This window comes from Gloeomargarita sp. SRBZ-1_bins_9 (assembly GCA_039794565.1).
Classification (GTDB): domain Bacteria; phylum Cyanobacteriota; class Cyanobacteriia; order Gloeomargaritales; family Gloeomargaritaceae; genus Gloeomargarita.
Genome location: JAUQVX010000003.1, coordinates 126,355 through 150,526, shown reverse-complemented (window position 1 = coordinate 150,526; position 24,172 = coordinate 126,355). Strand labels below are relative to the sequence as shown.

General features: G+C 59.3%; 23 protein-coding genes and 1 tRNA gene. 11 read left to right on the top strand and 13 right to left on the bottom strand.

Translation table 11 applies throughout. The features are described from left to right. Nucleotides 1-290 precede the first annotated feature (290 nt). The gene (locus Q6L55_04950; protein ID MEN9258065.1) at nucleotides 291-1,295 is read left to right on the top strand and encodes a phosphoribulokinase; all 1,005 of its coding nucleotides are present in this window, start codon (nucleotides 291-293) and stop codon (nucleotides 1,293-1,295) included. Here Q6L55_04950 and pcrA read toward each other — a convergent pair. After that, nucleotides 1,292-3,601, bottom strand: a complete 2,310-nt coding sequence (gene pcrA, locus Q6L55_04945; GenBank protein MEN9258064.1) for a DNA helicase PcrA — start codon at nucleotides 3,599-3,601, stop codon at nucleotides 1,292-1,294. The two genes, Q6L55_04950 and pcrA, sit on opposite strands and share 4 nt — an antisense overlap. 66 nt (nucleotides 3,602-3,667) lie before the next feature. Between pcrA and Q6L55_04940 the strand changes: the two genes are divergently transcribed. After that, a complete protein-coding gene (locus Q6L55_04940; protein MEN9258063.1) occupies nucleotides 3,668-4,504 on the top strand; it encodes a sugar ABC transporter permease in 837 nt (278 codons plus the stop codon). Here the strand turns inward: Q6L55_04940 and Q6L55_04935 are convergent. The 4 genes from Q6L55_04935 to hflX form a co-directional block, all read right to left on the bottom strand. Further along, on the bottom strand, nucleotides 4,501-5,136 hold the full coding sequence (locus Q6L55_04935; protein MEN9258062.1) for a hypothetical protein: 636 nt from the start codon (nucleotides 5,134-5,136) through the stop codon (nucleotides 4,501-4,503). The genes Q6L55_04940 and Q6L55_04935 overlap by 4 nt on opposite strands. 182 nt (nucleotides 5,137-5,318) lie before the next feature. Continuing rightward, nucleotides 5,319-5,391: transfer RNA gene (locus Q6L55_04930), tRNA-Arg, on the bottom strand. Between the two features lie 12 nt (nucleotides 5,392-5,403). Beyond that, nucleotides 5,404-5,937, bottom strand: coding sequence for a hypothetical protein (locus Q6L55_04925; GenBank protein ID MEN9258061.1), 534 nt, complete (start codon nucleotides 5,935-5,937; stop codon nucleotides 5,404-5,406). Between the two features lie 34 nt (nucleotides 5,938-5,971). Further along, nucleotides 5,972-7,576 carry a GTPase HflX gene (gene hflX, locus Q6L55_04920; protein ID MEN9258060.1) on the bottom strand — a complete coding sequence of 535 codons (1,605 nt, stop codon included), beginning with the start codon at nucleotides 7,574-7,576 and terminating at the stop codon, nucleotides 5,972-5,974. A 74-nt stretch (nucleotides 7,577-7,650) separates the two neighbouring features. On the opposite strand from hflX, the gene Q6L55_04915 reads away from it, so the two are divergent. Then, the gene (locus Q6L55_04915; GenBank protein ID MEN9258059.1) at nucleotides 7,651-8,742 is read left to right on the top strand and encodes a HAMP domain-containing sensor histidine kinase; all 1,092 of its coding nucleotides are present in this window, start codon (nucleotides 7,651-7,653) and stop codon (nucleotides 8,740-8,742) included. On the opposite strand, the gene Q6L55_04910 is transcribed toward Q6L55_04915, so the two are convergent. Continuing rightward, nucleotides 8,723-9,103, bottom strand: coding sequence for a hypothetical protein (locus tag Q6L55_04910; GenBank protein ID MEN9258058.1), 381 nt, complete (start codon nucleotides 9,101-9,103; stop codon nucleotides 8,723-8,725). The two genes, Q6L55_04915 and Q6L55_04910, sit on opposite strands and share 20 nt — an antisense overlap. A 49-nt stretch (nucleotides 9,104-9,152) precedes the next feature. Between Q6L55_04910 and Q6L55_04905 the strand changes: the two genes are divergently transcribed. Continuing rightward, nucleotides 9,153-10,457 carry a metallopeptidase TldD-related protein gene (locus Q6L55_04905; protein MEN9258057.1) on the top strand — a complete coding sequence of 435 codons (1,305 nt, stop codon included), beginning with the start codon at nucleotides 9,153-9,155 and terminating at the stop codon, nucleotides 10,455-10,457. Nucleotide 10,458: 1 nt separating this feature from the next. Further along, nucleotides 10,459-10,815, top strand: coding sequence for an iron-sulfur cluster assembly accessory protein (locus tag Q6L55_04900; GenBank protein ID MEN9258056.1), 357 nt, complete (start codon nucleotides 10,459-10,461; stop codon nucleotides 10,813-10,815). Here Q6L55_04900 and Q6L55_04895 read toward each other — a convergent pair. The 5 genes from Q6L55_04895 to Q6L55_04875 form a co-directional block, all read right to left on the bottom strand. After that, nucleotides 10,790-11,488, bottom strand: coding sequence for a precorrin-2 C(20)-methyltransferase (locus Q6L55_04895; GenBank protein ID MEN9258055.1), 699 nt, complete (start codon nucleotides 11,486-11,488; stop codon nucleotides 10,790-10,792). The genes Q6L55_04900 and Q6L55_04895 overlap by 26 nt on opposite strands. Next, nucleotides 11,489-11,950 (bottom strand): tetratricopeptide repeat protein, encoded by a 462-nt coding sequence (locus Q6L55_04890; GenBank protein MEN9258054.1) that lies wholly within the window; start codon nucleotides 11,948-11,950, stop codon nucleotides 11,489-11,491. A gap of 3 nt (nucleotides 11,951-11,953) precedes the next feature. Further along, on the bottom strand, nucleotides 11,954-12,043 hold the full coding sequence (locus tag Q6L55_04885) for a cytochrome b6-f complex subunit PetN (GenBank protein ID MEN9258053.1): 90 nt from the start codon (nucleotides 12,041-12,043) through the stop codon (nucleotides 11,954-11,956). 102 nt (nucleotides 12,044-12,145) lie between these two features. Beyond that, a complete protein-coding gene (petD, locus tag Q6L55_04880) occupies nucleotides 12,146-12,628 on the bottom strand; it encodes a cytochrome b6-f complex subunit IV (GenBank protein ID MEN9258052.1) in 483 nt (160 codons plus the stop codon). A gap of 44 nt (nucleotides 12,629-12,672) precedes the next feature. After that, the gene (locus Q6L55_04875) at nucleotides 12,673-13,341 is read right to left on the bottom strand and encodes a cytochrome b6 (protein ID MEN9258051.1); all 669 of its coding nucleotides are present in this window, start codon (nucleotides 13,339-13,341) and stop codon (nucleotides 12,673-12,675) included. Between the two features lie 127 nt (nucleotides 13,342-13,468). On the opposite strand from Q6L55_04875, the gene rseP reads away from it, so the two are divergent. After that, nucleotides 13,469-14,545, top strand: coding sequence for an RIP metalloprotease RseP (gene rseP, locus Q6L55_04870; protein ID MEN9258050.1), 1,077 nt, complete (start codon nucleotides 13,469-13,471; stop codon nucleotides 14,543-14,545). Here the strand turns inward: rseP and Q6L55_04865 are convergent. Both Q6L55_04865 and Q6L55_04860 read right to left on the bottom strand, forming a co-directional pair. Continuing rightward, nucleotides 14,542-14,994, bottom strand: a complete 453-nt coding sequence (locus Q6L55_04865) for a hypothetical protein (protein ID MEN9258049.1) — start codon at nucleotides 14,992-14,994, stop codon at nucleotides 14,542-14,544. The two genes, rseP and Q6L55_04865, sit on opposite strands and share 4 nt — an antisense overlap. Before the next feature lie 69 nt (nucleotides 14,995-15,063). Further along, nucleotides 15,064-15,876, bottom strand: a complete 813-nt coding sequence (locus Q6L55_04860; protein MEN9258048.1) for a carbohydrate ABC transporter permease — start codon at nucleotides 15,874-15,876, stop codon at nucleotides 15,064-15,066. A 142-nt stretch (nucleotides 15,877-16,018) separates the two neighbouring features. Between Q6L55_04860 and Q6L55_04855 the strand changes: the two genes are divergently transcribed. The 5 genes from Q6L55_04855 to mfd all read left to right on the top strand — a co-directional run bounded on the left by Q6L55_04855 (nucleotide 16,019) and on the right by mfd (nucleotide 23,888). After that, complete coding sequence (locus tag Q6L55_04855) at nucleotides 16,019-16,831, top strand: M48 family metallopeptidase (GenBank protein ID MEN9258047.1); 813 nt, start codon at nucleotides 16,019-16,021, stop codon at nucleotides 16,829-16,831. Further along, nucleotides 16,825-17,943 (top strand): hypothetical protein, encoded by a 1,119-nt coding sequence (locus Q6L55_04850; GenBank protein ID MEN9258046.1) that lies wholly within the window; start codon nucleotides 16,825-16,827, stop codon nucleotides 17,941-17,943. Before Q6L55_04855 ends, Q6L55_04850 begins: the two co-directional genes overlap by 7 nt. A gap of 48 nt (nucleotides 17,944-17,991) precedes the next feature. Next, nucleotides 17,992-19,209 (top strand): VLRF1 family aeRF1-type release factor, encoded by a 1,218-nt coding sequence (locus tag Q6L55_04845; GenBank protein MEN9258045.1) that lies wholly within the window; start codon nucleotides 17,992-17,994, stop codon nucleotides 19,207-19,209. Between the two features lie 68 nt (nucleotides 19,210-19,277). Continuing rightward, nucleotides 19,278-20,447, top strand: a complete 1,170-nt coding sequence (gene hemH, locus Q6L55_04840; GenBank protein ID MEN9258044.1) for a ferrochelatase — start codon at nucleotides 19,278-19,280, stop codon at nucleotides 20,445-20,447. Between the two features lie 81 nt (nucleotides 20,448-20,528). Then, a complete protein-coding gene (mfd, locus tag Q6L55_04835; GenBank protein MEN9258043.1) occupies nucleotides 20,529-23,888 on the top strand; it encodes a transcription-repair coupling factor in 3,360 nt (1,119 codons plus the stop codon). Nucleotides 23,889-24,172 lie beyond the last annotated feature (284 nt).

The following is a 24,172-nucleotide window of genomic DNA, read 5'->3' as shown; positions in this document are numbered from 1 at the left end:
AAGGTTACCGGGGACTAGGCGCTTCACAACGGTCATGCCAAAACAGACCAGGGTTGGATTCTCGCCGCTTCTCCAACTGGGTTTCCAGATACCAGAGACCAGCTTTTTGCCACCCCTTCGGCATTTGCCCTGCACCAAGCACGGAGACCCTACCTATAAATCATAGCACTCCAGGCCGCTAACGGTGACCCACCAGGGGTGGAAGCCTTGATCCCCGTAGGGAAATTCGGTGTTGTGAGCCGTTACCGCTTCTGTTACAATCGTCGCATCAGTAATTTTGACGACAAATTATGTCCAATCGTGTCGAGCCGATCGTTGTCATTGGAGTCGCGGGGGATTCCGGCTGCGGTAAGTCCACTTTTTTACGGCGTCTGACGGATTTGTTCGGGGCCGACCTGATGACGGTCATCTGCCTGGACGACTACCACAGCCTGGACCGTAAGCAGCGCAAGATCGCCGGGGTGACGGCCCTGAACCCCAAAGCTAATAATTTTGACCTGATGTACGAGCAGATCAAGGCCCTCAAGGAGGGCAAGCCCATCGAAAAGCCCATCTACAACCACGAAACCGGCACCATTGACCCACCGGAAACGGTTTATCCCCGTCCCATTGTGGTGATCGAGGGCCTGCATCCTTTCTACGACGAGCGGGTGCGCAATCTGGTGGATTTTGGCGTTTATTTAGACCTGGACGACGCGGTAAAGATCGCCTGGAAAATCCAGCGAGACATGGCCGAGCGGGGCCACACCTATGAGGATGTGATTCGCTCCATTGAAGCCCGCCGCCCCGATTTCATGGCCTACATTGACCCGCAAAAACAGTACGCCGATGTAGTGATTCAAATCCTGCCGACCCAATTGATTCCCAACGACACCGAGCGCAAGATTCTGCGGGTGCGGATGATCCAAAAAGAGGGTCGTCCCGGCTTTACGCCCGTTTATTTGTTCGACGAAGGCTCCACCATCACCTGGATTCCCTGTGGCCGGAAATTGACCTGCTCCTATCCGGGCATTCGCCTGTACTACGGCCCCGAAGAGTACTACGGCCATCCAGTTTCGGTGCTGGAAATTGACGGCCAATTTGATAAGTTGGAGGAGATTATTTACATCGAGCAGCACCTGAGCAACACCTCCACCCAGCACTACGGGGAACTGACCGAACTGTTGCGCAAGCACCCAGAGTATCCCGGCTCTAACAACGGTACCGGCCTGTTCCAGGTGCTGGTGGGGCTGAAGATGCGGGCCATGTATCAGTACATCCGTTCCCAGCACAGCCCCTTGCCGGCGGCGGTTTAATCATCCAAGGGGATCAAGTCCACCAGGCGGGGGTCAATCATTTTGGGGTGCGGGTGACGCTCAAAGCGGATACCCAGATGGATGCGGGGTTCCTGACCGAAGATATGGGTGACCTGGCCGATGCCGAACTGGTGATGCCGGCAACGATCCCCCACCCGCCAGCGATGGCCCTTGCGACCCGGCGAGGGATTTTTTGGGGGTAGCCAGTACCGTCCCCGGTCAATTTCCACCACATGGGGGGGCAATTCCTGCAAAAACATCGAAGCAATGGCCGGTTCCCGCTGGCTGCCGTACAGACGCCGGGAGGTGGCATGGGTGAGAAACAGCCGCTCCTTGGCCCGGGTCATGCCGACGTAACACAAACGCCGTTCCTCCTCCAGGGCTGCCGGGTCGTGGAGGGCGCGGAAGTTGGGGAACAATCCCTGTTCTAGCCCCACCAAAAACACCACCGGAAACTCCAACCCCTTAGAGGCGTGTAGGGTCATCAGCGTCACCCGGTCCACCCCCTCCTGCAGGTCATCCACGTCCGACGCTAGGGAGGCATTGGCCAAAAATCCCGCCAGGGAGGGGTCCTCCTGTTCTTCCCCATACTGGATGGCCGCATTCACCAGCTCCTGCAGGTTTTGCAACCGCTCTAGGGCCTCATCCGTGCCCGCCAGCTCCAGTTCCCGTCGGTAACCAGACTCCGTGAGGATTCCCTGGATAATTTCCGGTGCCGTTTTTTGCTCCAATTCCTGCTGCCATCGCTCAATCAGTTGCACAAATTCCTGGAGCGCTTTGAGGGTCTTCCCTTTGAAATTCGCCAGGTAACTCTCATCGGTAATGATCTGCCAAAGGGAGACATCGTGGTCGGCTGCCAATTGGACAATTTGGTCCACGGTGGCCTTGCCCAAACCCCGTTTTGGCGTATTGATAACCCGGAGGAAACTCAGGTTATCGGCAGGGTTAATGAGCAGGCGTAAATAGGCCAGAGCGTCCTTGATTTCTTTGCGGTCATAGAAACGCACACCCCCAACAACCCGGTAGGGGACATTGCCTTGTACCAACACCTCCTCCAAAACCCGGGACTGGGCATTGGTGCGATATAAAATGGCGAAACTCTGCCAGGTGTACTCCGGGTGCTGTTGGCGTAAAAGCCGCAATTGCCGCAGGATATAGTCCGCCTCGTCCCGCTCATCGGTCGCCTCGAAGGTGTAAATTTTATGCCCCGCTTCTCGGGTAGGGCGGAGAATTTTGTCAATCCGTTCTTGGTTATGTTGGATCAGATGGTTGGCTGCCTCTAATATGTTGGCCACCGAACGATAGTTTTCCTCTAACTTCACCATGGTGCGGGTGTCATCGTCCGGTAGGCGGTCGCCAAAATCCTTTTGGAAATTCAGGAGAATGGTAAAATCGGCGCCCCGGAAACGATAAATGGATTGATCCGCATCCCCGACCACAAAAATCGAGCGATTCTCCCACACCACATCTTGAATATCGGCGCCTTGGGTCACCAGGAGGCGAATAAGTTCATATTGGGTGTGGTTGGTATCCTGATACTCATCAACGGCGATATGGCGAAATTTTTGGTGCCAGTAGGCCAATACTTGCTCGTTTTGCCGGAATAGACGCACCGGTACCAACAGCAAATCATCGAAGTCCAAGCTATTGTTTTTCGCCAGTTCCTGCTGGTAACGACTATAGACTTCGGCGATGACCCGCCCTCGGTAATTCGGTTCCTCTCGTTCGTATTGACTAGGGGATTTGCCTGCATTTTTGATGCGACTAATGGTGTAGCGCACTTGCCGGGGTTCAAACCGCCGCTCATCCAGATTCATCTCATCCACCACAATTTTTTTGATTAAAGTTTGCGCATCATTTTCATCCAGGATGGTGAAGTTTTTAGTCCACTTGCGCCCCTGTTCGTCCTGGTATTTCTCTATGTCATATCGTAAGATGCGAGCGCATAAACTGTGAAACGTTCCCATCCACAGATGGCGGGTGAATCGTTGATAGACCTGGGAGCGATACCGGTTTTGTTCGGCAATAGGTAATCGTCCAAAATCATCACCCGATTGCCGGGCCAAATGGCGAGCTAATAACTCTTCAACCCGAGTTTTTATTTCCCGGGCGGCCTTGTTGGTAAAGGTCACAGCCAGGATGTTTTCCGGGTCCACACGATAGTGCTCCACTAGGTAGGCAATACGGTAGGTCAAGGTGCGAGTTTTGCCGGAACCAGCGCCGGCGACCACCAGCAGCGGCCCGCAGAAATGTTGTACAGCTTGCCGTTGTGCCGGGTTGAGACCTGATAAAAGGAAATCATCCATGGGGAAGTCCATGGGGAACCGTCAGATGGTATTTTAGCATTAGAACTTCGACAAGATTAACCGGGGATGATTCGTTCACCACTTCTGCCATGGTTGTTATTAGCGCCGGCATTGATCATCTTGGGATTGTTTACCTTCTGGCCGATGCTGTTTCTGCTGGGGTTGAGTTTTACCCAGGGAACCTTGACCCGCAGGGGCAGCTATTGGGTGGGTTTGGCTAATTATGCCCGTTTGCTCAGCGACCCTGATTTTGGTCAAGTTTTGGTCAATACCCTCATCTACACGGTGGGAACCGTTATTCCGGCTGTTATTTTACCGCTGTTACTAGCAGTATTGTTGAGCCAGGTTTTACCGGGACGAGAATTGTGGCGATTACTTTATTTTTTGCCTTCGGTAATTTCCTTGGTAGCGGCCGGGTTAGCCTTTCGTTGGCTGTTTCAAACTGATGGGCCGTTGAACCAGTTATTACACCTCAATATCTCTTGGCTAAGTGAACCTGGGAGTGCTATGTTGGCCTTGATAACCGTCAGTGTTTGGCACCAATTGGGATTTAACTTGGTGGTTTTTCTGGCTGGTTTGCAAATGATTCCTCCCACCCAGTATGAGGCTGCTCTGTTAGACGGCGCTCGCGCCTGGCAGCGTTTTTGGTATATCACCTTACCTAACCTACGCCCCATTTTGGTTTTGGTGACGGTGACGACCACCCTTTTCACCTTACGCAATTTTGAACCGGTTTATGTGTTGACGGGCGGGGGGCCGCTCAATCGTACCAATATCTTAGTTTATTACATTTATGACCAGGCATTTAATCAATTTGATTTGGGCTATGCAGCGGCGGCGGCGGTGGTGTTGTTTACAGCAGTACTAGGGCTGTTGGTCTGGCGCTGGAAAAGCACCAATTAGCGCAGGACTTGGCGATAGTATTGCCATAGTAAACGGGCGGCAACGGCACGCCAGGGTCGCCAAGGGGCGGTCAGGTCTGTCCAGGTGCGGGCGGGTAATCGTTCTGGTAATTGATAGAGCTTTTTAACGGTTGATTCTAGGGCTAAATCACCGGTGGGCCAGACGTCGGGACGACCTAGGGCCATGAGGAGGTAAAGGTTGGCCGTCCAGACGCCAATACCCCGAATCTGGGTAAGTTGTTCGGAAACCTGTTGGTCATCCAGGCTACTCAAACTATCTAGGTCTAACTGACGATGGCTAATGGCCGTGGCCAAGTGTCGAATGTAGGTCTGTTTAGGCCGGCTGACACCACACAGACGCCATTGTTCGGGGGTGAGGGTGAGCAATTGTTCCGCACAAAAAGGTTGGCAAATCTTTTGCAAACGGTTGAAGATGGCTTGGGCAGAAGACAAGGACACTTGCTGTTCCAGGATGATTTGCACCAATGTGGCCAAGCCCGGCGGTCGTAACCACAGGGGCGGCATTTTTACCTGGTCATAGACACGGGCTAGTATTGGGTCTGTTGCGCTAAGGAAGGCAATACCTTGGGCCAGGGTTAAGGGGTTAATGGTGAGATGGGCACCAGTTGCCATGTACCTGACCGAACTGCTCCTAGAGTTATTCCCAATCTTAGAGTGGAAACGTCCAAAGCAGGAGTTCATCGCCACCCCCATTGCGGCTAGCGGGGCACCAGGCAGGGGGTGAAAGCATATCCTATCTGCGCACTCTGGCACTATGCAATTGGCAATTGGGTCTGGGGGCTAGGGTCAGCCCACGCCGTAGATAGGATTTGAACCTATGACCGACCGCTTAGAAGGCGGTTGCTCTATCCCCTGAGCTACTACGGCCTGACTCCCAGTTTACAAACTTTGCAGGATAAACCAAGCATCTAAGGGTAACAGGATCAGCACGCATAACCCGATAGCCGCGTACATCCAAGGTTGCGCCAGGGGTTTGATGTGGGTGGTGGGCAGGCCGGTGTAATGGGTAATCGTATCCAGCAAACGCCCAAAACCGGCAATGCGCATGGGGATCAAGTAGGCTTGGCCGCTATGGGTAACCAAGTAGTGCACCCGGCCGCCCTGACCGGTGGGTCGCGTCTGGATACACTGAATATCCCGCCACTGAACCTGCCAACCGGCGGCCAGCCAGGAGGGAACCCATGCCGGATAGGTGACCTGTAGTCCTTCGGGGTCGGCCTGGACTTGCTGGCTTAACAACCCATGCAACAGGATCCAGCCAACCGGCAAAGCGATGCCCAAAGCACCAGCAACCAAGGGTTGCCCCTGCATGTGTGCCAGCAAGGGTAAGGGCGCCAACAGGGCTATGTACAGCCCGTACAGGGGATAACGCACCAACGCAGATACTTGCCAGGTTTGCCCAAGAGAAGTCACGCTGGAATTTCCCCGATAACCACCCCTTCCTAGGTTAACTGGCCATGGCGTGATGCAGCCAGCCCACCAATGCTCGGCGCAGAGTATCTAAACCAATCCGTTCCCGGGCCGCTACGTACAACGCATGGGGATAGTGCCGGCGGGCCTCTAGGATGGTTTCACTATCAACCTGGTCAATCTTGTTGAACACAATCCACGCCGGGGGAGGGACAGGGGTCATCCGCTCCAGACAGGCTTCAACCGCGTGAATTTGGGCTGGCCAATCGGGATGGGACAAATCCACCACGTGCAACAGCAAATCGGCTTCGGTGAGTTCCTCCAGCGTTGCCTGAAAGGCATCCCATAGGGTAGGGGGCAGATTTTCGATAAATCCCACCGTGTCGGTCAGAACTATCGGCTGGGGGCAGTCCGCAAGCACAATCCGCCGACTGGTGGGGTCCAAGGTGGCAAACAACTGGTCGGATGCATAAACATCGGCGCGGGTCAGGGCATTGAACAGGGTGGATTTTCCGGCGTTGGTATAACCCACCAGGGCAATGGTCGGCACTTGTTGCCGTAGCCGCTGCTGGCGTAACCGCCCCCGGTGCTGGCGCAACTGTTCCACCTGCTTTTTAAGATGGGCAATCCGCCGCTGAATGGTACGCCGTTCGGTTTCCAGGCGCGTTTCCCCCGGTCCTCGCGTCCCAATGCCGCCCCCCAAGCGCGACAGGGCCTGTCCTTGACCGGTCAAACGGGTGAGCCGGTACTGCAATTGGGCCAACTCCACCTGCAACTTCCCCGCCTGGGAGCGCGCCCGCTGGGCAAAGATATCCAGGATTAACTCGGTGCGGTCCACCACCCGCATTTCTAGGGCCTGTTCTAGGTTACGCACCTGGGCCGGGGATAAATCTCCGTTAAAAACCACCACATTCACCCCGTGCAAACGCCCGGCCCGCCGCACCTCCTGGATTTTGCCCGCCCCCAGTTCCGGTCGCCCCTGCACAATCGTCGCTGCCACCGTCGCACCGGCGCTGGTAATCAGATGCTGCATTTCCTGCAACCCCGCCTGGAACGCCCAGTTGGTCATACCTGCCGGTCGCACTCCCACCAGAATCACCCGCTGGGCATCTGTTTCCAGTGGGGTAGCTGATTCGGCCTGCTGGCGGGCTTGTTCGGTCTCCTGCAAGTGGGCCAACCAGTTTTCCTGCGCCAGGGCTGTTATGGTCACGGGTCCGGTCAGCACCCAAGTGCCAGGTCCCGGGTAGGCCCAATAGGCAAAACGGTCATGCAGGGATACTAGGGCATCCCACCGCTGTTCCATCAGGGTGGTCAAATCGGCGGTGCTGGGGACGTCGGGGGACCAACGGGTACTCAAACAGCGCCACCCGGATAAACGCCCGGACCCGTAACGCGGCAATTCATACAACGGCACCCGGGTCGTCTCCGGCGTCCCGACGGCTACCCGCAACACCTGCCCCCGCCGGTTGACATAGACGCACAAGGGGGATTCGATCAACAGGGTTACCTGCCACAAGCGTTGAGCAAACTCGGGAGTAATCAAAACATTCTGGGGCAGGCGCACCCGGTATAACCGCTGTAACTGACGCAACTGGGCGGGCTTGAGACCCCGTAAATCTCCGTAAAGACGTGCTCCTGCCAACAGCAACTACCCTGGAGGGAGTATTAAGGTTAAATATAGTCAATCCCTGGCCAGAGCGGCAAGGTCAGCCCGCCATGACCGCTGAAGTCAGTCCCGAATTTGTCACCCTGTGTCAAGCGCAACTGGAACTGCTAGGACGCGTCTTTCAGTTGACCCGCTGCACAGTCTATGTCCGGCAACCCGGGGATGCATGGTCCTTTTGGCCCGTCGCCACTTACCCCCAAACCCAGACGGCTTTGCCGGATAGTCCCCAGTTGCACACCAACCGACCCGAGCAACTAGTCCTGCCCCTGATCCAGGGGGAAATGCTGCTGGGGTTGCTGGTGCTGTTGCGCCCGGGCATGGGTTGGCATCCTTGGGAACAGGAACAACTGCAACGGGCCGCCCAGGCCTTGGCCGCCGCCTGGCACTTGGAGCAACAACGGCAACGGTGGCAGCAGCACGGTCAAGCCCTTGCCCAGGAACAAACCCAAACCCGAGAACTCCTGGCGACGGTGTTGCACCAGTTGCGCAGTCCCCTGAGCGCTCTGAAAACCTTTGCCAAGCTCCTAGGCAAGCGTTTGACCAACCCCAAGGACCAGGAGGTGGTCGCCGGCATTCTCGCCCAGACGGAACGGATTGAGGAACTGTTGCTGCGCCTGGAACCCACCCCCTCCCCGCCCTTGTTGCCTGGCCAGGCGACCCCCTTGCTCTTACCCGCTTTGACCCTGGAACCCGTCCAGGTCCGGTCGGTTTTACAGCCCCTCATCACGGCGGCCGCCTGTACGGCTCAGGAGCGAGATTTAACCCTGGTGACCCAACCCATCGCCCCGGATTTGACCGTTCGTGCTGATGCCCATGCCCTGCGGGAAGTGATTAGCAACCTGCTGGACAACAGCTTGAAATACACCCCCGCCGGGGGACGCATCGAAGTGGGGGCCGAGGCCGTGGGGGACCGGGTGGTGATTTGGGTGGCCGACAACGGGCCGGGGATTCCGCCGGAGGAACAGGAGCGGGTGTTTGAACGGCATTACCGGGGCAAAGCCCTGGCCCAGACCACCCCCGGCAACGGTTTGGGGCTAGCGGTGGTCAAGGAATTGGTGACCCAAATGGGGGGACGGGTGGTGCTGGTCAGTCCACCGGGAACCCGGATGGAAATTTGGTTGCCTAGCGCCGGTCAAAGTTGAACTTGCGGGGACGGGCAGGGCGTTCCTTCTCCCCCTCAGGACGACCGGGACGATCCCAACGGGGGCGCTGGCGTTCCGTCCGCTGGGCCTGTTCCGCTTCCGCTGCTTTGCGGGCTTCCCGGGCTTGGGCGATTTTATCGAGCACCTCTTGGGGGACTTTTTCCAACAACAGAGCCGGCAGGGCATACTGTTCGTCCCCCCAAGCCTTGCGGCAGCTCAAGGTGGCCATGGGTTGCCCGTTGGACTTGATATACAGAGACTTCACGGTAAAAATGAATTTGGCCCCCTTTTCGTTGCGGAACCAGACGGGGTCTCCCTCCTGAATCCCCAATTGGTCCAGTGATAGTGGTTTTTTGGGCATGTAAACACAGCTTAAGTCCCTTACTTCAGCATTTTAACCGACTAGGCCAATGGAAATAAACGCTGCCGATACCCTGATCAAGGAGCTGCTCGACCAAGCCCAAGCTGCCGGCGCAACCGCTGTACACATCCACCTAGAGCACCACATTTCGCAACCGGTGCAGTTGGAGGCCAACCGCTGGAAATCAGTAGAACGTAGCAGCTCCCAAACTCTGGCGCTGTGGCTTTGGCAAGGGGAACGACCAGGCGTGGCTGTTGCTAGCGGCCCGGTATCGCCTGCGCAACTGGTGGCAAAGGCCCTGGCTGTAGCAGCTTTGCAATCTCCAGACCCGCCACGCTTGGTCCCAGGCGGCACACGCCAGTTTCAGGAGCTACACCCAGAACCGGACTTGGGGGACTTAATGGCCTGGGGGGACGCGGTGATGGCCGGGGTGCGCCAGGGGTTTCCCCAGGTCCTGTGCAGCGGCGGGTTGAGCTGGCAGCAATCCCTAACCCGACTGGTGAATTCCCAAGGGCTGGATTACACCTACCGTACCAATGCCCTCGAAGTGGGTTTGGTGTGCGAGTGGGTGCGGGGGGATGATTTTCTGGCGGTGGGCGAACAGATGCGCCTGGCGACCCTAGCTGACCCCCAACCCCTGGTGGACCGCCTCCACCAAGCCCTGACCTGGGCGCAGCGTAATGTCGCCCTGCCTAGGGGAAACTGGCCGGTGTTGCTCACCCCTAAGGCGGCGGATTTGCTCTGGGAACCGGTGCAGGCGGCCCTCAACGGACGACAGGTCCTGGAGGGAGCCTCCCCCTGGGCCGGTAAACGGGGGCAACAGGTGGTGCATTCCTGTCTCACCTGCCGCCAGGACCCCCGTATTCCCCTGCACGGTTGTCCTTTCGACGATGAAGGGGTGCTAACCCAACCCTTGACGCTCATTGATCAGGGGGTGTTGACCGGTTTCTACACCGACCAGTACACGGCGGCCCACTGGGGCGAACCCAGCACCGGCAACGGCTTGCGTCCCGGTTTGACCCGCGCCCCTTTTCCCTCCCTGGTCAACTGGTGCGTGCAACCGGGAACCCTCAGCGACGCCGAACTGTTGCAGCAACTGGATACGGGACTTTTGGTGGACCAGGTGCTGGGGGGCGGAGCCGACATCTCAGGGGATTTTTCCGTCAATGTGGATTTGGGCTATTGGGTGCAAGGGGGGGTGGTGCAGGGCCGCGTCAAAGACACGATGATCGCCGGGAATGTGTACGATATTTTACGGGGGGAGGTGCTGTTGGGGGCCAACGCCCAGTGGCAGGACGACACCTGGACCCCGCCGTTGGCTGTGGAACGGATAGCTATAACAACTGGGGCATGACATGACCCTGGACCTACGCTTAACCCCGGCGGCCATCGGCGCCATTCACCAGTGGCAACTGCGCACCGGCCAACTGGGTACCCGCTTACGGGTGGGCGTGCTGCCGGGGGGGTGTGCCGGTTATGCCTACGACCTGGCCCTGGAACCCCTGGACCATCCGCTCGGAGATGAGGACCTACTGGCGGAAATCAGCGGGATCACGGTGGTGATACGGCGGGACCAGCAACCCCTGCTGACGGGTCTAGCCCTGGACTACACGGAAGACCTAGTGGGGGGTAGTTTCCGCTTCCAAAATCCCCAGGCCCAGCGCACTTGCAACTGCGGCCATTCCTTCAGCCTGACACCCGAATCACCATGAGGGAGAAGTAGGCAAGCGCCAAGTCGGGATAGGGGGTCAAATCCCGGTAGATACGCTGCTGGGGCCAGCCAACCCACTCCACCACGTAGCTGCGGTGCAACAACCCCCGCGCCTGGAGCCATTGCCAAATCGGACGGTAGAGGCGGGCCATTTTCAACAGCACCACCACCTCCGCCTGGTCACAGGCCTGGGCCAATTGCTCCAGGTGATACAGGGCCGGGAGCACCAAGAGCCGTTCCTGCTGCTGGACCAGGGGCAACCCCACCGCCGCCGCCGCCGCACAGGGGGAACACACGCCAGGCAGCCACTGCCGGGGAATCTCCGGGGGCAAATAGCGGGTCAGCATGCCGAACGTGCTGTAGAAAGTACTATCACCCTCGCACACAAACGCCACGTCCAATCCCTGTTGCAATGGCACCAATAGTTGGGCGATCGCCCGTTGCCAGCACTGGTCGGTCAAGCGTGCGTCATAACTAAAGGCCAGTTCCACCGGCAGCACCTGGGTCGTGGGAGGCAACCAGGGTTGGATGATCTGGGCCGCCACACCAGGAGACCCCGAAGGTCCCCGAGGGAACGCCACCACCGGTACCCGCTGCAACAATTTCCAGGCCTGTAGCGTAATTTGTTCTGGATCGCCGGGGCCGCAGCCCACCCCATACAACGTGCCCGGCATCTAGGCTATCCAGCCCCACCACACCAGCAGCAAGAGTAAGGCCCCCAGGACCAGGGGGACAAAGCCATTACTCTGCGCCACTGGACCGGGCGGCGATACATCCTCCTGCGGCACCGGCTGCGGTTTCCTAGGGGTACCCACCCGCCAAGGGGGCGTAATGTCCTCCGTTAGCAAAGGGATTTGGTTCAACCATTCGGGGCGGCGACGCAACCGGGGCGCCTCCAGAATATACAAAACCTGTTGACTTTGCTGGCGGATTTGCGGGTCCGGGTGGGTGGTCAACTCCCGACACAGGTCCCGCGCCAGGCCCCATTCCTGCAAAGCCTCGTAGGCCATCGCCAGCCAGAGTTTGATGTGGGGGTCCTGGGGTTGGGCGTCCATAGCCTGTTTAAGGGCCGCCACCGCCTCTCGATACCGCCCCGCCTCCATGGCCCGCAGCCCCTGCCGGTAGGCGTCCGTCATGGACTAAAACCCATTGCGCCCCCAGACCACCAGAGCAATGGAAAAGGTAAAACTCACCGCTGCCGCTACCCAGGCCAAGGTAATGATGTCCATCCCCTACTCAGTCGCAATGCCATTTGCTCCCCAGTGTACCAAAAACGAATACCGTAGCAGCGAGAAGCCACCGACTCCCCACCACTACGGTATCCCAGGAATTTAGAACAACCCCAGGGTCAGGGCCTTATCCAAGGGCAATGTTGCCCCGATCCCCAGCCACAGGGTCACCAGCGTCCCCAACAGGAACACCGTCGTCGCCACGGGCCGCCGGAAGGGGTTTTGGAATTTATTGACGTTTTCGATAAAGGGCACCAGGGCCAACCCCACCGGCACCGAGGCCATCGCCAGCACCCCCAGCAGTTTGTTCGGCAGGATGCGCAGCAACTGGAATGTGGGGTAGAAATACCACTCCGGCAGGATTTCCAGGGGCGTGGCAAAGGGGTCCCCCGGCTCCCCGATCATGCTGGGGTCCAACACCGCCAGACTGACGATGCAGGCAAAGGTCCCCATGATCACAATGGGGAAGATGTAGAGCAGGTCATTGGGCCAGGCCGGTTCCCCATAGGAACTGTGCCCCAGCCCCTTGGCCAGCTTCATCCGCAGCTTGGGGTCCGACAAATCGGGTTTCTTGATGTTGGACATGGGATTCTCCTCGCAGATGATATGCAGCGTAACACCAGGTCAGCTTACAGGGGGCCAGAGATGCCCTGCTTGCGGATCATCAAAAAGTGCATCAGCATGAAGACCGCCGTCAGCCAGGGCAACACGAAGGTATGGGCGCTGTAAAAGCGGGTGAGGGTCCCTTGACCCACGGCTACACCCCCGCGCAGCAGTTCCACCAGCAGCGGACCCACCACCGGGATCGCTTCCGGCACCCCCGTCACAATCTTGGCCGCCCAGTAGCCCACCTGGTCCCAGGGGAGGGAATAGCCCGTCACCCCAAACGACACCGTGAGCACCGCCAGCACCACGCCCGTAACCCAGGTCAATTCGCGGGGCTTTTTGAAACCGCCCGTGAGATAGACCCGAAACACGTGCAGGATCATCATCAGCACCATCATGCTGGCCGACCAGCGGTGAATCGAGCGGATCAGCCACCCGAAATTCACTTCGGTCATGATATAGGCCACCGAGTTGAAGGCCTCCGCCACCGTGGGCCGGTAGTAGAAGGTCATGGCAAAGCCGGTGGCGAACTGGATCAAAAAGCACGTCAGGGTAATGCCACCCAAGCAATAAAAGATATTGACATGGGGGGGGACGTACTTGCTGGCTACATCGTCGGAAATCGCCGTCAAGTCCAAGCGCTCGTCAAACCACTTGAACAGGGGCGAGTCAGTCACTTGCTTGGTGAACATAAGTGCAGTTTCTCAAAAGCCATTGGCCGGGGTAAACCCCCCGTTTACATCCTTTAATGTACCGCAAATTCCCGGGGTCGGCTATGCGTTAAGATAGGCCCAATAGCACGCATCCCTGGATGATCCCATGTCGATCCTGGCCGCCATTGCCGTTTTAGCCCTGCTGATCCTGGTGCACGAGTGGGGGCACTTTATCGCTGCCCGTTGGTTGGGGATACGGGTGAGCCAGTTTTCCCTGGGTTTCGGGCCGCCTCTATGGTCCTACCAGGGCAAGGAGGTGCTCTATGCCGTGCGGGCCATTCCCTTGGGGGGTTATGTGGGCTTTCCCGACGATGACCCGGACAGTCCCATTCCCAGCACGGACCCCAATTTGCTGCGCAACCGACCGCTGCGGGACCGCGCTTGGGTGATGAGCGCCGGGGTGCTGGCCAATCTGGTTTTTGCCTACCTGGTGTTGACCCTGCAGGTGGTAACGGCGGGGATACCCCAGGCGGTATATCAACCGGGGGTGCGGGTGCCCCAGATAGCGGCGGAGATGAGCGCAGTGGCCCAGCGGGCCGGGATCCAAGCCGGGGATGTGATTGTAGCGATCAACGGTCAGCCCCTATCGCCGGGGAAAACGGCGGTCAACCAGGTGGTGGCAACCATCCAATCCCACCCCAACCGGCCTGTGCGTTTGCAGATTCAGCGCCAGGATGAGATTTTGAACGTCACTGTAATCCCGGAACGGGGGCCGGATGGGCGGGGACGGATCGGCGTGCAACTCCAGGAGAATGTCCAGATCGCAACCCGCCGTGCCCGGCATGGACTGGAGGGGCTGGTGCTGGGGGCCCAGGAGTTTTACCGGCTTTTAAGCAGCACCCTGCGGGGCTATGGAGAGCTGTTACGCAATTTTCAACAAACCGCCGACCAGGTGGCCGGGCCAGTGGCGATTGTGGCTATGGGGGCCGGGATTGCTCGCGCCGGTTGGGTCAATCTCCTGCAATTTTCCGCCTTGATCAGCATCAACCTGGCCGTCATTAACATCCTGCCTTTGCCGGCCCTGGATGGGGGGCAACTGTTACTGCTGGGGATCGAGGCGCTGCGGGGACGTCCTTTACCCCCCAAAGTGCAAGAGGGGGTCATGCAGACCGGCCTACTGCTGCTGTTGGGCCTGGGGATGTTTTTGATCATCCGGGACACGGTGCGGTTGGTGGGTTCCTAGCCCAGTAAAAAGCCCCGTAACCAGTGCCAAAAATCCCGCAGCTTGCACTCCCAGAAATACAAGGTCTCGTCCAGCCAGCGCAACAACTGCTCTAACCAATGGGATTCGTAACTTTCCACCACCGACGGTACTTCTAGGGTTGGCTCAGGCAACACAGGCGCCGGCAGCACCACGGGCAAATGGGGCGGGGGTGTGGCTCCAGGTAGGGATTCGCGCTTGGGGGCACCGCCCAAGAGGGGAAACCGGCGCAGCTTTCGCCAGAGTTGCTTTAGCCATTGCCACCAGCCGGGTTTGGAGGAAGTGGCTGTGGGGGTACTCGTGGCCAGGGCTGGGGGGGAGGGGGGACGCAACCACAACCAGCGCAACCAGTGCCAGAGTTGGTACCAGCCTTGGCCTAGCCGTTGTTGCCACCGCAATAACCAGGTCAACAGCCAACTGCGGTACACCATTGGCGTCGTTTTCCCTAGCCCATCCTTTCATTATAGGAGCCGCTAGGGGGTCAACCGTTGTCGTCTGGATCACCCTTTCAGGCCGGTGGTGGCTATGCCTTGGAGCAGCGCCCGTTGTCCCAGCAAAAACAACCCGATCACCGGTAGCGTCGCCAGGACAATCGCCGCCATCAATAGCGCCCAATCGCTGGTGAACTGCTCCTGCAAACCCGCCAGGGCCAATTGCACGGTGCGCAGCTCCGGACGGGTGGTAAACACCAACGGTTTGAACAGGTCATTCCACTCCCCGATAAAGGCCAGCAGGCCGACCGTGACCAGGGCAGGACGGGACAGAGGTAAGATGATTTCCCACAAAATTTGCCAGGGGCGGGCGCCGTCAACCATCGCCTGGGCTTCTAGTTCCACCGGCAGCGTCCGAAAGTACTGGCGCAGTAAAAAGATGCTAAAGCCACTGGCGCTGCTAGGCAGAATCAGGGCGCCGATGGTGTTGAGTAGCCCCAGGGTTTTCAGGGTCAAAAATACGGGGATCACCAGCACGGGCAAAGGCACCACAATACTGGCGATGACCAGGGCCAAAATCAATTGTTTTCCCCGGAATTGATAACGGGCCAGGGCGTAACCGGCGAGCACCGCAGTAAACCCCTGGGTGATGACTACCCCCACCGCCACCAGCACCGACACCATAAACGCCGGCCAAAGTTGGGCTTGCTGCCAGGCCAATACATAGTTTTGCCAGTGCCAGCCAGGGCGCAATGAGGTCTCCAAAACCACCCACCCCGGCCAGAGCACCACTAACGCCCCAACCCCCAACAGGCAGGTGCTGAGCCACACAGGGGCCGGTGTTCGTTCCCGTTGGATTGCCCTAGACCAGGGGGTATTCATCCGGTGAAATCTGGAGCCGCAGTCCCTAGGATAACCGAATCACCAGGGCTGCTCCCAGGGGTTTTCTGGTCATTACAGTCAAAAAACGCCCTGTTTGCGCCTGTGTTAGATTAGGTTTAGCAATCAGGCAATCACACCTGCGATGGGACAAAAGCGGCAATTGCTGGGGTTGCGGGCGGAGCAGTTTCGCCATCCCTGGGACCAGGAGGCTACACGGGCGCTCCAGCAAATTCCCGGCCTGGATATGTTGCTCCGCCTGACCCTGGGTACGGCGGCTCAGGAGTGGTTTTATCTGGAAAACATGGCCGGGGCGGTGCAGGTGGGGCCTAGGCAGTTGTCCTGGTTGTACGAACTGTTGCTGGAGGCCTGCCGCATTTTGGACATGGAGGTCCCCCAGTTGTATGTCCGGCAACATCCCCAGCCCAATGCCTATACTTTGGCGGTGCGGGGTCACAAGCCGTTTATTGTCCTGCACACCAGCCTGGTGGAGTTGCTGACGCCGGCGGAGATTCAGGCGGTCCTGGCCCATGAGTTGGGGCATTTGAAGTGCGAGCACGGAGTGTATTTGACCTTAGCGAATTTGCTGGTGCTGGCAGCGGGTCAGATTCCCAACTGGGGGTTGTGGCTGGCCCAGGGGTTGCAGGCGTCCTTGCTCCAGTGGCTGCGCTGCGCGGAGTTAAGTTGTGACCGGGCGGCGTTGCTGGTGGCCCAGGATGTCCAGGTGGTGCTGAGTGTGCTGATGAAACTGGCGGGGGGGTCCCCCAAACTGGTGCCGGATTTGCATGTGGAGGCTTTTTTGGCCCAGGCGCGGGCTTATGACCAGCAGGGCTGGAACTGGCTGAAGCTGACGCGGGTGTTGCCTTTGACCCATCCGGTGCCAGTGTTACGCGCCCAGGAAATTGACCGCTGGAGCCAAAGCCCGGCGTACCGGCAGTTGCTGGCGCAGGGTTGCTGAGCAAACAGGTGGCGGCCATGAATGTGCGTTATTTCTACCGAGGGCTGAGCGGTTCGGATGTGCCCCAGTGGCCCTTGGCCCTGCAACAGGCCTTGGGGAGGCGGTTGGGTCCTTGGCTGGAACGGCATGGGGCAGCTACGGCGCCGGTGCACGTGGTGTTGCAACGCCAAGCTCCCCACGGCTTTCGGGCTATGGCCCATGTCTATCTTCCCGGCAAACGCATCGTGGCGGTGACGGTGGAGCAGGAGGAACTCTTGGCTTTAGCGCAACACCTGGCCAAGGCGTTGTTTCAGGAGGTCAAACGGCACTTTGCCCGCTTGCAGGTCCAGGACCAGTACAAACGGCGGGTAAGACGGGAACGGCTGCGGCAGCTCAAGACTCAGGTCACGGAGCAGGTAATCCGGCCCCAGGCCCAGGGGATGCTGGTGTCGCTCCTGCCCCAGGTGGAGGTGATCCTGCGGCGGGAGATAGCCTACCTGCGAGCGGCGGGTGACCTGCCCAAGGATGACCCCAGCTTGCATGACGTGGTGGATGAGGCGTTTTTGGTGACCCAGGCCGCTTGGCAGCCGGATTGGTCCCGGGAACAGGCGTTTCGTCACCTGCTGCGCCAGGGATTCCATATCTTGGACCGGGAACGGCGGGCCAGTCGCCACTACGGCCAAACGGTACCCCTGGAAATGCCCGTCGAATGGCACGAACCCAAGGACGAGGCGGAGGCCATGGTGGAGGAGGAGTTTTACGCGTTCTACCAGCCGGATGACACCCTGTGCCTGGCGGATGTGTTAAGTGTTAAGGAACCATTGCCGGCGCTGCTGGAATTGGGGCCTGGTCCGGGGCTGTCTTTGGCGCAAACGGGGGAGCAGGCCTACGCCCTGGATGTGCTCAAGGATTTGCCGGTGTTGTGGCGACGGGCGTTTCAACTGGTGCACCTGGATGGGTTGACTCTGGAGGCAGTGGCCGACATCCTTGATCAGCCGGAAAGTCAGGTCAAGCTGGGGTTGGAGCGGGCGGAAAGTTTTGTGCTGGCGCGGCTACAGGATGCAGGTATTGTGCGCGAGGGGGACACGCTGCCGGATTTAGCTCAGTTGGCTCCCCCGCCGGCGTCATCGTGAAAATGTGCTCTAATAGAAAATTACGGCGTTGCCGGTGGAGGGAAAGGGATGCTGGCGGTAGAGACGCAATTGGCTCGGTTGCGGCAGTGGTCGGCCCAGGTGACGGATGGGGTGTTGTCTCTGTATGCCAATGTGAATCCGGCCAAACCGGAAAACGCCAACGGTGCCTGGTTCAAGCGCATTGACCAGACATTGAAACATCTGCCGGAGATCCGGGACCGTCACGGCAAACGGGACCAGCCCCTGTACGACCAGGTGTATGCCCTGCTGGAAGCGGAACGGCCCCAGGCCCAGACGTTGGTGCTATTTGCCCATCGGGACGCCCATGGCACCCTGTACACGGAACGGCTGGATTTGCAGGTGGAGCTGCCGGTGGTGGACCTGCGCCGGGGACGGGTGGAGGCCCGCTATGGTGCGCCCTATTTGACGCCTTTGTGGTTTGCGGTGGATGAGTACGAACGTACGGGGATTCTGTTGCTGGAGGGGGCGCGCTGGCGCTTTTTTGAGGTGTTTTTGGATGAGATTCGGGAAGTGGAGGATTTGCTGACAGACATTTCCCCAGCCGAATGGCAGCAACTCCAGACCCTAAGCCAGCAGATTACGGCGACGTGGCGGGCGCGGTCGGCTACGCCAGGGGGACGTTGCGATAAGTTGTCGCTGCAGGAGCGCACGGCGGCGCGGGTGGATGCCTGGCTGCACACGTTCTATCGGCGGCTGGCGCACATGGTGGATCAGGCGGTGGAACGGTTGGGTATCGGCCGGCTGGTGCTGATTGGGGAGCAGTGGCAGACGGGACATTTCGAGGGTTATCTGAGCCGACGGGTGCAACAGCGGGTGGTGAGCCGCTTACCCCTGTGGCCGGAAGCGCATCAGGAAGCCGTTGGACAGATCTGGCGGCGGGTGCAACCGGTGCTGGATGAGGCGGAACGGCAGCAGGAACTGGCGCTTTTGCAGCAGGTCCAGGAGCAACCAGGGCTGTGGGGGATTGACCCGGTGCTGGATGCATTGCAATTGGGGCGGGTGCGGCGCTGGATTGTGCCCTGGTCTCTGGATATGACTATCTGGCGCTGCCCGGAGGAGGGGTTTGTGGCGGCAACGCTGGAGGTGGCTCAGGTGGTGTGCCCGGAACCCCAAGCAGTCCCCCTGCGGGACCATGTTCTTGATCTGGCGGCCAGTTACGGGGCGGAATTGGAGTTTGTGCGGGGACCTGCTGAGGAACGGTTGCTCCAGGAGATGGGAGGTATGGCGGCGCTCCTGCGCTGGTAACTGGCAACGACGGGGAGTTAAGCTAGACTTAAATAAATGTAAAAATTTTTCAGCTAGGGGCAGGGGTCGTGGGCCAGCGCTTGGGTGTTTTATTGCTCAATCTGGGGGGGCCGGAGCGGTTGGAGGATGTGCGGCCTTTCCTGTATAACTTGTTTGCCGACCCGGAGATCATCCGGTTGCCGTTTCCCTGGTTGCAAAAGCCCCTGGCCTGGTTGATTGCGACGCTGCGGCACCGGCGCTCCAGTGAAAATTACCGACGGATTGGGGGGGGGTCTCCAATTCGACGCATCACGGAACAGCAGGCCCAGGCCCTTGAGCAACAGTTACACCAGATGGGGCAGCCGGCGCGGGTGTATGTGGGGATGCGTTACTGGCACCCTTTTACGGAGGAGGCGCTGGCGCAAATCGAGCGGGATGGGATTGATAAGTTGGTGATTTTGCCTTTGTATCCCCAGTACTCCATCAGCACCAGTGGGTCGAGTTTGCGCTTGTTGGAGCGCCTGCGGCGGTCAGGGGGGTATCTGGCTCAGATCGAGCACACGGTGATTCCCTACTGGTACCAGCGCCGGGGTTATATCGAAGCGATGGTGGATTTGATTCAACAGGCGCTCGCTGCTTTACCGGACCCCGACTGCGTCCATCTGTTGTTTAGCGCCCATGGGGTGCCCCGCAGCTATGTGGACCAGGAGGGGGACCCCTACCAGGAGCAGATCGAGGTCTGTGTGGCTTTGATCGTGCGGGCGTTGAACCGTCCCAATCGCTATACGTTGGCCTATCAGAGTCGGGTGGGGCCGGTGGAGTGGCTCAAACCCTATACAGAGGAGGTGATTCCGGCGCTGGCAGCCCAAGGGGTGCGGGATTTGCTGGTGATTCCCATCAGTTTTGTGTCGGAACACATTGAGACGTTGCAGGAAATTGACCAGGAGTACCGGGAGCTAGCGCACCAGAGCGGCATAACTCACTTTCACCGGGTGCCGGCACTCAATACCCACCCCCGCTTTATCCAGGACTTGGCCGAGGCGGTCATGGAAGCGGCTATGGCCCCGCCGGTGTTGCTCAACCAGGTCATCAACATCCAAAAGCCGGTGAAGATTTACCCACAGGAGCGCTGGGCCTGGGGACTGACACCGACGGCGGAGGTGTGGAACGGGCGCTTGGCCATGCTGGGCTTTTTGGCGCTGCTGGTGGAATGGATGACCGGCTGGGGACCGCTGCACTTGGTGGGCTTGATGCACTGAGTCGGGCGGGGGTGATGGGTCAGCGTTGGGGCATGACCGGCTGGTTATCATGACAGGGGGAGCGATTATTGGCGCGGTAGAATGACGGGCGCTTCTCTGGTTCAGTACCTGGCGCAGCGACCTTTGGTGCAGCAGTGGGCACAGCAGTTGTCACCGGGGCAACCCTTGGTGCTGGCCGGCATCCCCCGCCTGGCTAAGGTTCTGCTGGTGAGTGCGATTAGCCGCCTGACGGGTCAACCGGTCCTGGTGATCACCGCCAATTTAGAAGAGGCGGCCCAGTGGATGGCGCTGGCGGAACCGATGGCCGATGCACCGGTGGCCCACTATCCCACGACGGAGGCGTCCCCCTACGAACCCTTTGACCCGGAGCCGGAGCTGCTGTGGGGGCAATGGCAGGTGCTGCGGGACCTGACCCAAGGACAACCCCCCCCTGTTCTGGTGACCACCGACCGGGCGTTGCAACCCCATTTACCCCCACCGGCGGTCTGGTCGGCCCTGGGTCTGACATTGACCCCGGCGGATGGTCTGTCACCGGAGCACCTGGGGGAGAAGCTGACGGCGCTGGGGTATGAACGGGTGGAGCAGGTGACCGCTGAAGGGCAATGGGGTCGGCGGGGGGACATTGTGGATGTGTATCCGGTGACAGCGGAGTGGCCGGTGCGTCTGGAGTGGTGGGGCGACACCCTCGAAAGCCTACGGGAATTGGACCCCCAGACCCAACGCCCCCGTGCGCCGGTGGAACAGGTATGGGTGGGGCCGGTGGACTATCGGGCCTTGGTGCGCTGGCAACTCCCCCATTTGCCCCCCGATCTAACCGGCTACCGGCAGTTTTTGGGGCAGGCGTTTGCTGAAGTGGCGTCCCTGCTGGCCTACTTACCTGGCCACACCCTGGTTGTTCTCGATGAACCGCTCCAGTGCCGGCAGCATCACCAGCGCTGGTGGGAGCACGCCCAGGAGCAGTGGCCCGGCCACTCCCCCGCCCTACATCTGAATTGGGAGGCCCTACAGGAACAACTGGCCGCCTATTTCCAAATCCACTGCTACGAATGGAGCGCAGGTGTGGGCTTAGAACTGGAGGCGCGTCCCCTTCCCCGCCATCCCCACCAATTTGGCCCCATCGCCGAGTTCATTCGTCAACAACGGGAACACTGTCGCACCTGGATTTTATCGGCGCAACCGGCCCGCTGTGCTGCCGTTTTACAGGAACACGATTGTCCGGTGCAGGTGGTGCCCAATGCCCAGGACTTGGCTGCCATCGAACGCTTGGGTCGCGAGGGCATCCCCGTCGCCTTGAAATACAGTGGCTTGGCGGACCTCCAGGGGGTGTGGTTGCCCCGGTTACATCTCCTGGTGCTCACTGACCGGGAATTGTTTGGCCAACACCGGGTGGGTACTCCGACGCTGCTATCCCGCCGCCGTTCAACCCAGGCGCTGGCGCTGGACCCCAACCGGCTGCAACCGGGGGACTACGTCATTCACCGGCATCATGGCTGCGGGCGTTTCCTGGGCTTGGAGCGCCTGGAGGTGGGGGGGCAAACGCGAGAGTACCTGGTGTTGCAGTACGCCGATGGGCAATTGCGGGTGGCGGTGGACCAGGTGGGGGTGCTGTCGCCCTATCGGGGGGGGGGAAGTCAACCGGAACTCCACCGTCTGGCCAGCAAAACCTGGGAAAAAACCCGGGAAAAGGTGCGCAAAAGTCTGAAGAAATTGGCCGTCAATTTGCTGGAGCTATATGCCAAGCGCGCCCAGCAGACCCGCCCCCCCTATCCCCCCGATACTCCCTGGCAGCAGGAGCTGGAGGATTCCTTCCCCTATCCCCTGACCCCCGACCAGGCCAAGGCCATCCAAGCGGTCAAGGCCGATTTGGCATCTCCCCGTCCCATGGACCGGCTCATTTGCGGCGATGTGGGCTTTGGCAAAACCGAGGTGGCGATTCGGGCCATTTTCAAGGTGTTAATGGCGGGCAAACAGGTGGCTTTTTTGGCGCCGACGACCATTCTGGCCCAGCAGCACTACCACACCTTAAAGGAGCGCTTTGCCCCCTATCCGATTCACATTGCCCTGCTCAACCGGTTTCGCAGTCCCCAGGAGCGCCAACAGATCATCGCCAAGTTGAAAACGGGGGAAATTGACTGTGTGGTGGGCACGCATTTGTTGCTGGGTTCCCAGGTGCAGTTTCGGGACTTGGGGTTGCTGGTGGTGGACGAAGAGCAACGCTTCGGGGTCAACCACAAGGAAAAAATCAAGGCCCTGAAGACGTCCGTGGATGTGTTGACCCTGACGGCGACGCCGATTCCCCGTACCCTTTCGATGGCTCTGTCGGGATTGCGGGAGATGAGTTTAATTACGACGCCGCCCCCGACCCGCCGCCCGATTAAGACACGTTTGGTGCCCTACCAACCGGAGACGGTACGGGCTGCCATCGCCCAGGAGTTGGACCGGGGGGGGCAGGTGTTTTACGTGGTGCCGCGCATTGAGGGCATGGGAGCCAGGGTGACCCTGTTGCAGCAGATGTTCCCGGACGCCAAAATCCTGGTGGCCCACGGGCAATTGCCCCCGGAGGAGCTGGAGGTGACCATGCTGGCTTTTAGCAATGGGGAGGCGGATATTTTGGTCTGCACCACCATTGTGGAATCGGGGTTGGACATTCCCCGCGTCAACACCATCGTTGTGGAGGATGCCCACCGGTTTGGCCTGGCGCAACTTTATCAACTGCGGGGGCGAGTGGGGCGCACGGGTATCCAAGCCTATGCCTGGTTGACCTATCCGGCTGAGGAGGTGCTCACCGATGAAGCCAAAGCTCGCCTGCAGGCCATTCAGGAATTCACGCATCTGGGGTCGGGGTATCAGTTGGCGCTGCGGGATTTGGACATTCGCGGGGCCGGGGATATTCTGGGGCCGGAGCAGTCGGGACACATGGCCGCCGTCGGGTTTGATTTGTACTTAGAAATGCTGCAGGAGGCCATCGAGGAAGTGCGCGGGCGCCAGATTCCTACCGTCAATGACACGCAAATTGACTTGAATCTCACGGCCTTTATTCCCGCCAGTTACATGCCCAATTTGGAGTTGAAGCTGCAAGCCTATCGGGATTTGGCCACCGCCGACAGCCAGGCCCACATTGACCAACTGGTTGCTCAATGGCAGCAGGTGTATGGGGAGCTACCGCCGCCGGTGCAGCAGTTGGTGTTGGTTATGCGGGTGAAATTGCTGGCCAAACAAATCGGTATTCAGCGCATTCGTCCCGAGACCCCCCATGTGGTGTGGGAAACGGCGATGGCGGAACCGGCATGGCAGGAATTGCGGCAGCGACTATCCCCCAAACTCCACTCCCGTTTTGTGTACAGTCCGGGGAAGATTCTTGTGCGGGGGTTGGCGACGCTGCCTCCTGGTCAACAATTGGAACAGCTCTATGGATGGCTCCAGCAGATGGTGCCGCAATAGGGTCATCGGTCCTTGACAGCCTACCCTAGGTGGGGATACGGAGCGAGACCAATGGGTGAACCGACCTATTGGCCACCAAGATTGATTGAGGCACTGGACAAGAAAGCTGAAAGAAGAAATCAACGCCCTAGGACGTCTGGATGAGCGCGGGTGCGGATCAGCGGATTGCTAACGAGGAACTCATCAGTCGGGGAGCCTTTGGCGCCACTGGGGCAGGTATGTTGGTGGTTTTTCTCAGACCAGCTTTAGGACCGACCGGTAGCCATCCCAGCCAAGGTTTCAGA

Coding starts and splice junctions, on each gene's coding strand:
- Q6L55_04950 (MEN9258065.1), top strand. CDS start 291: ATGTCCAATCGTGTCGAGCCGATCGTTGTCATTGGAGTCGCGGGGGAT.
- pcrA (MEN9258064.1), bottom strand. CDS start 3,601: ATGGATGATTTCCTTTTATCAGGTCTCAACCCGGCACAACGGCAAGCT.
- Q6L55_04940 (MEN9258063.1), top strand. CDS start 3,668: ATGATTCGTTCACCACTTCTGCCATGGTTGTTATTAGCGCCGGCATTG.
- Q6L55_04935 (MEN9258062.1), bottom strand. CDS start 5,136: ATGGCAACTGGTGCCCATCTCACCATTAACCCCTTAACCCTGGCCCAA.
- Q6L55_04915 (MEN9258059.1), top strand. CDS start 7,651: ATGACCGCTGAAGTCAGTCCCGAATTTGTCACCCTGTGTCAAGCGCAA.
- Q6L55_04910 (MEN9258058.1), bottom strand. CDS start 9,103: ATGCCCAAAAAACCACTATCACTGGACCAATTGGGGATTCAGGAGGGA.
- Q6L55_04905 (MEN9258057.1), top strand. CDS start 9,153: ATGGAAATAAACGCTGCCGATACCCTGATCAAGGAGCTGCTCGACCAA.
- Q6L55_04900 (MEN9258056.1), top strand. CDS start 10,459: ATGACCCTGGACCTACGCTTAACCCCGGCGGCCATCGGCGCCATTCAC.
- Q6L55_04895 (MEN9258055.1), bottom strand. CDS start 11,488: ATGCCGGGCACGTTGTATGGGGTGGGCTGCGGCCCCGGCGATCCAGAA.
- Q6L55_04890 (MEN9258054.1), bottom strand. CDS start 11,950: ATGACGGACGCCTACCGGCAGGGGCTGCGGGCCATGGAGGCGGGGCGG.
- Q6L55_04885 (MEN9258053.1), bottom strand. CDS start 12,043: ATGGACATCATTACCTTGGCCTGGGTAGCGGCAGCGGTGAGTTTTACC.
- petD (MEN9258052.1), bottom strand. CDS start 12,628: ATGTCCAACATCAAGAAACCCGATTTGTCGGACCCCAAGCTGCGGATG.
- Q6L55_04875 (MEN9258051.1), bottom strand. CDS start 13,341: ATGTTCACCAAGCAAGTGACTGACTCGCCCCTGTTCAAGTGGTTTGAC.
- rseP (MEN9258050.1), top strand. CDS start 13,469: ATGTCGATCCTGGCCGCCATTGCCGTTTTAGCCCTGCTGATCCTGGTG.
- Q6L55_04865 (MEN9258049.1), bottom strand. CDS start 14,994: ATGGTGTACCGCAGTTGGCTGTTGACCTGGTTATTGCGGTGGCAACAA.
- Q6L55_04860 (MEN9258048.1), bottom strand. CDS start 15,876: ATGAATACCCCCTGGTCTAGGGCAATCCAACGGGAACGAACACCGGCC.
- Q6L55_04855 (MEN9258047.1), top strand. CDS start 16,019: ATGGGACAAAAGCGGCAATTGCTGGGGTTGCGGGCGGAGCAGTTTCGC.
- Q6L55_04845 (MEN9258045.1), top strand. CDS start 17,992: ATGCTGGCGGTAGAGACGCAATTGGCTCGGTTGCGGCAGTGGTCGGCC.
- mfd (MEN9258043.1), top strand. CDS start 20,529: ATGACGGGCGCTTCTCTGGTTCAGTACCTGGCGCAGCGACCTTTGGTG.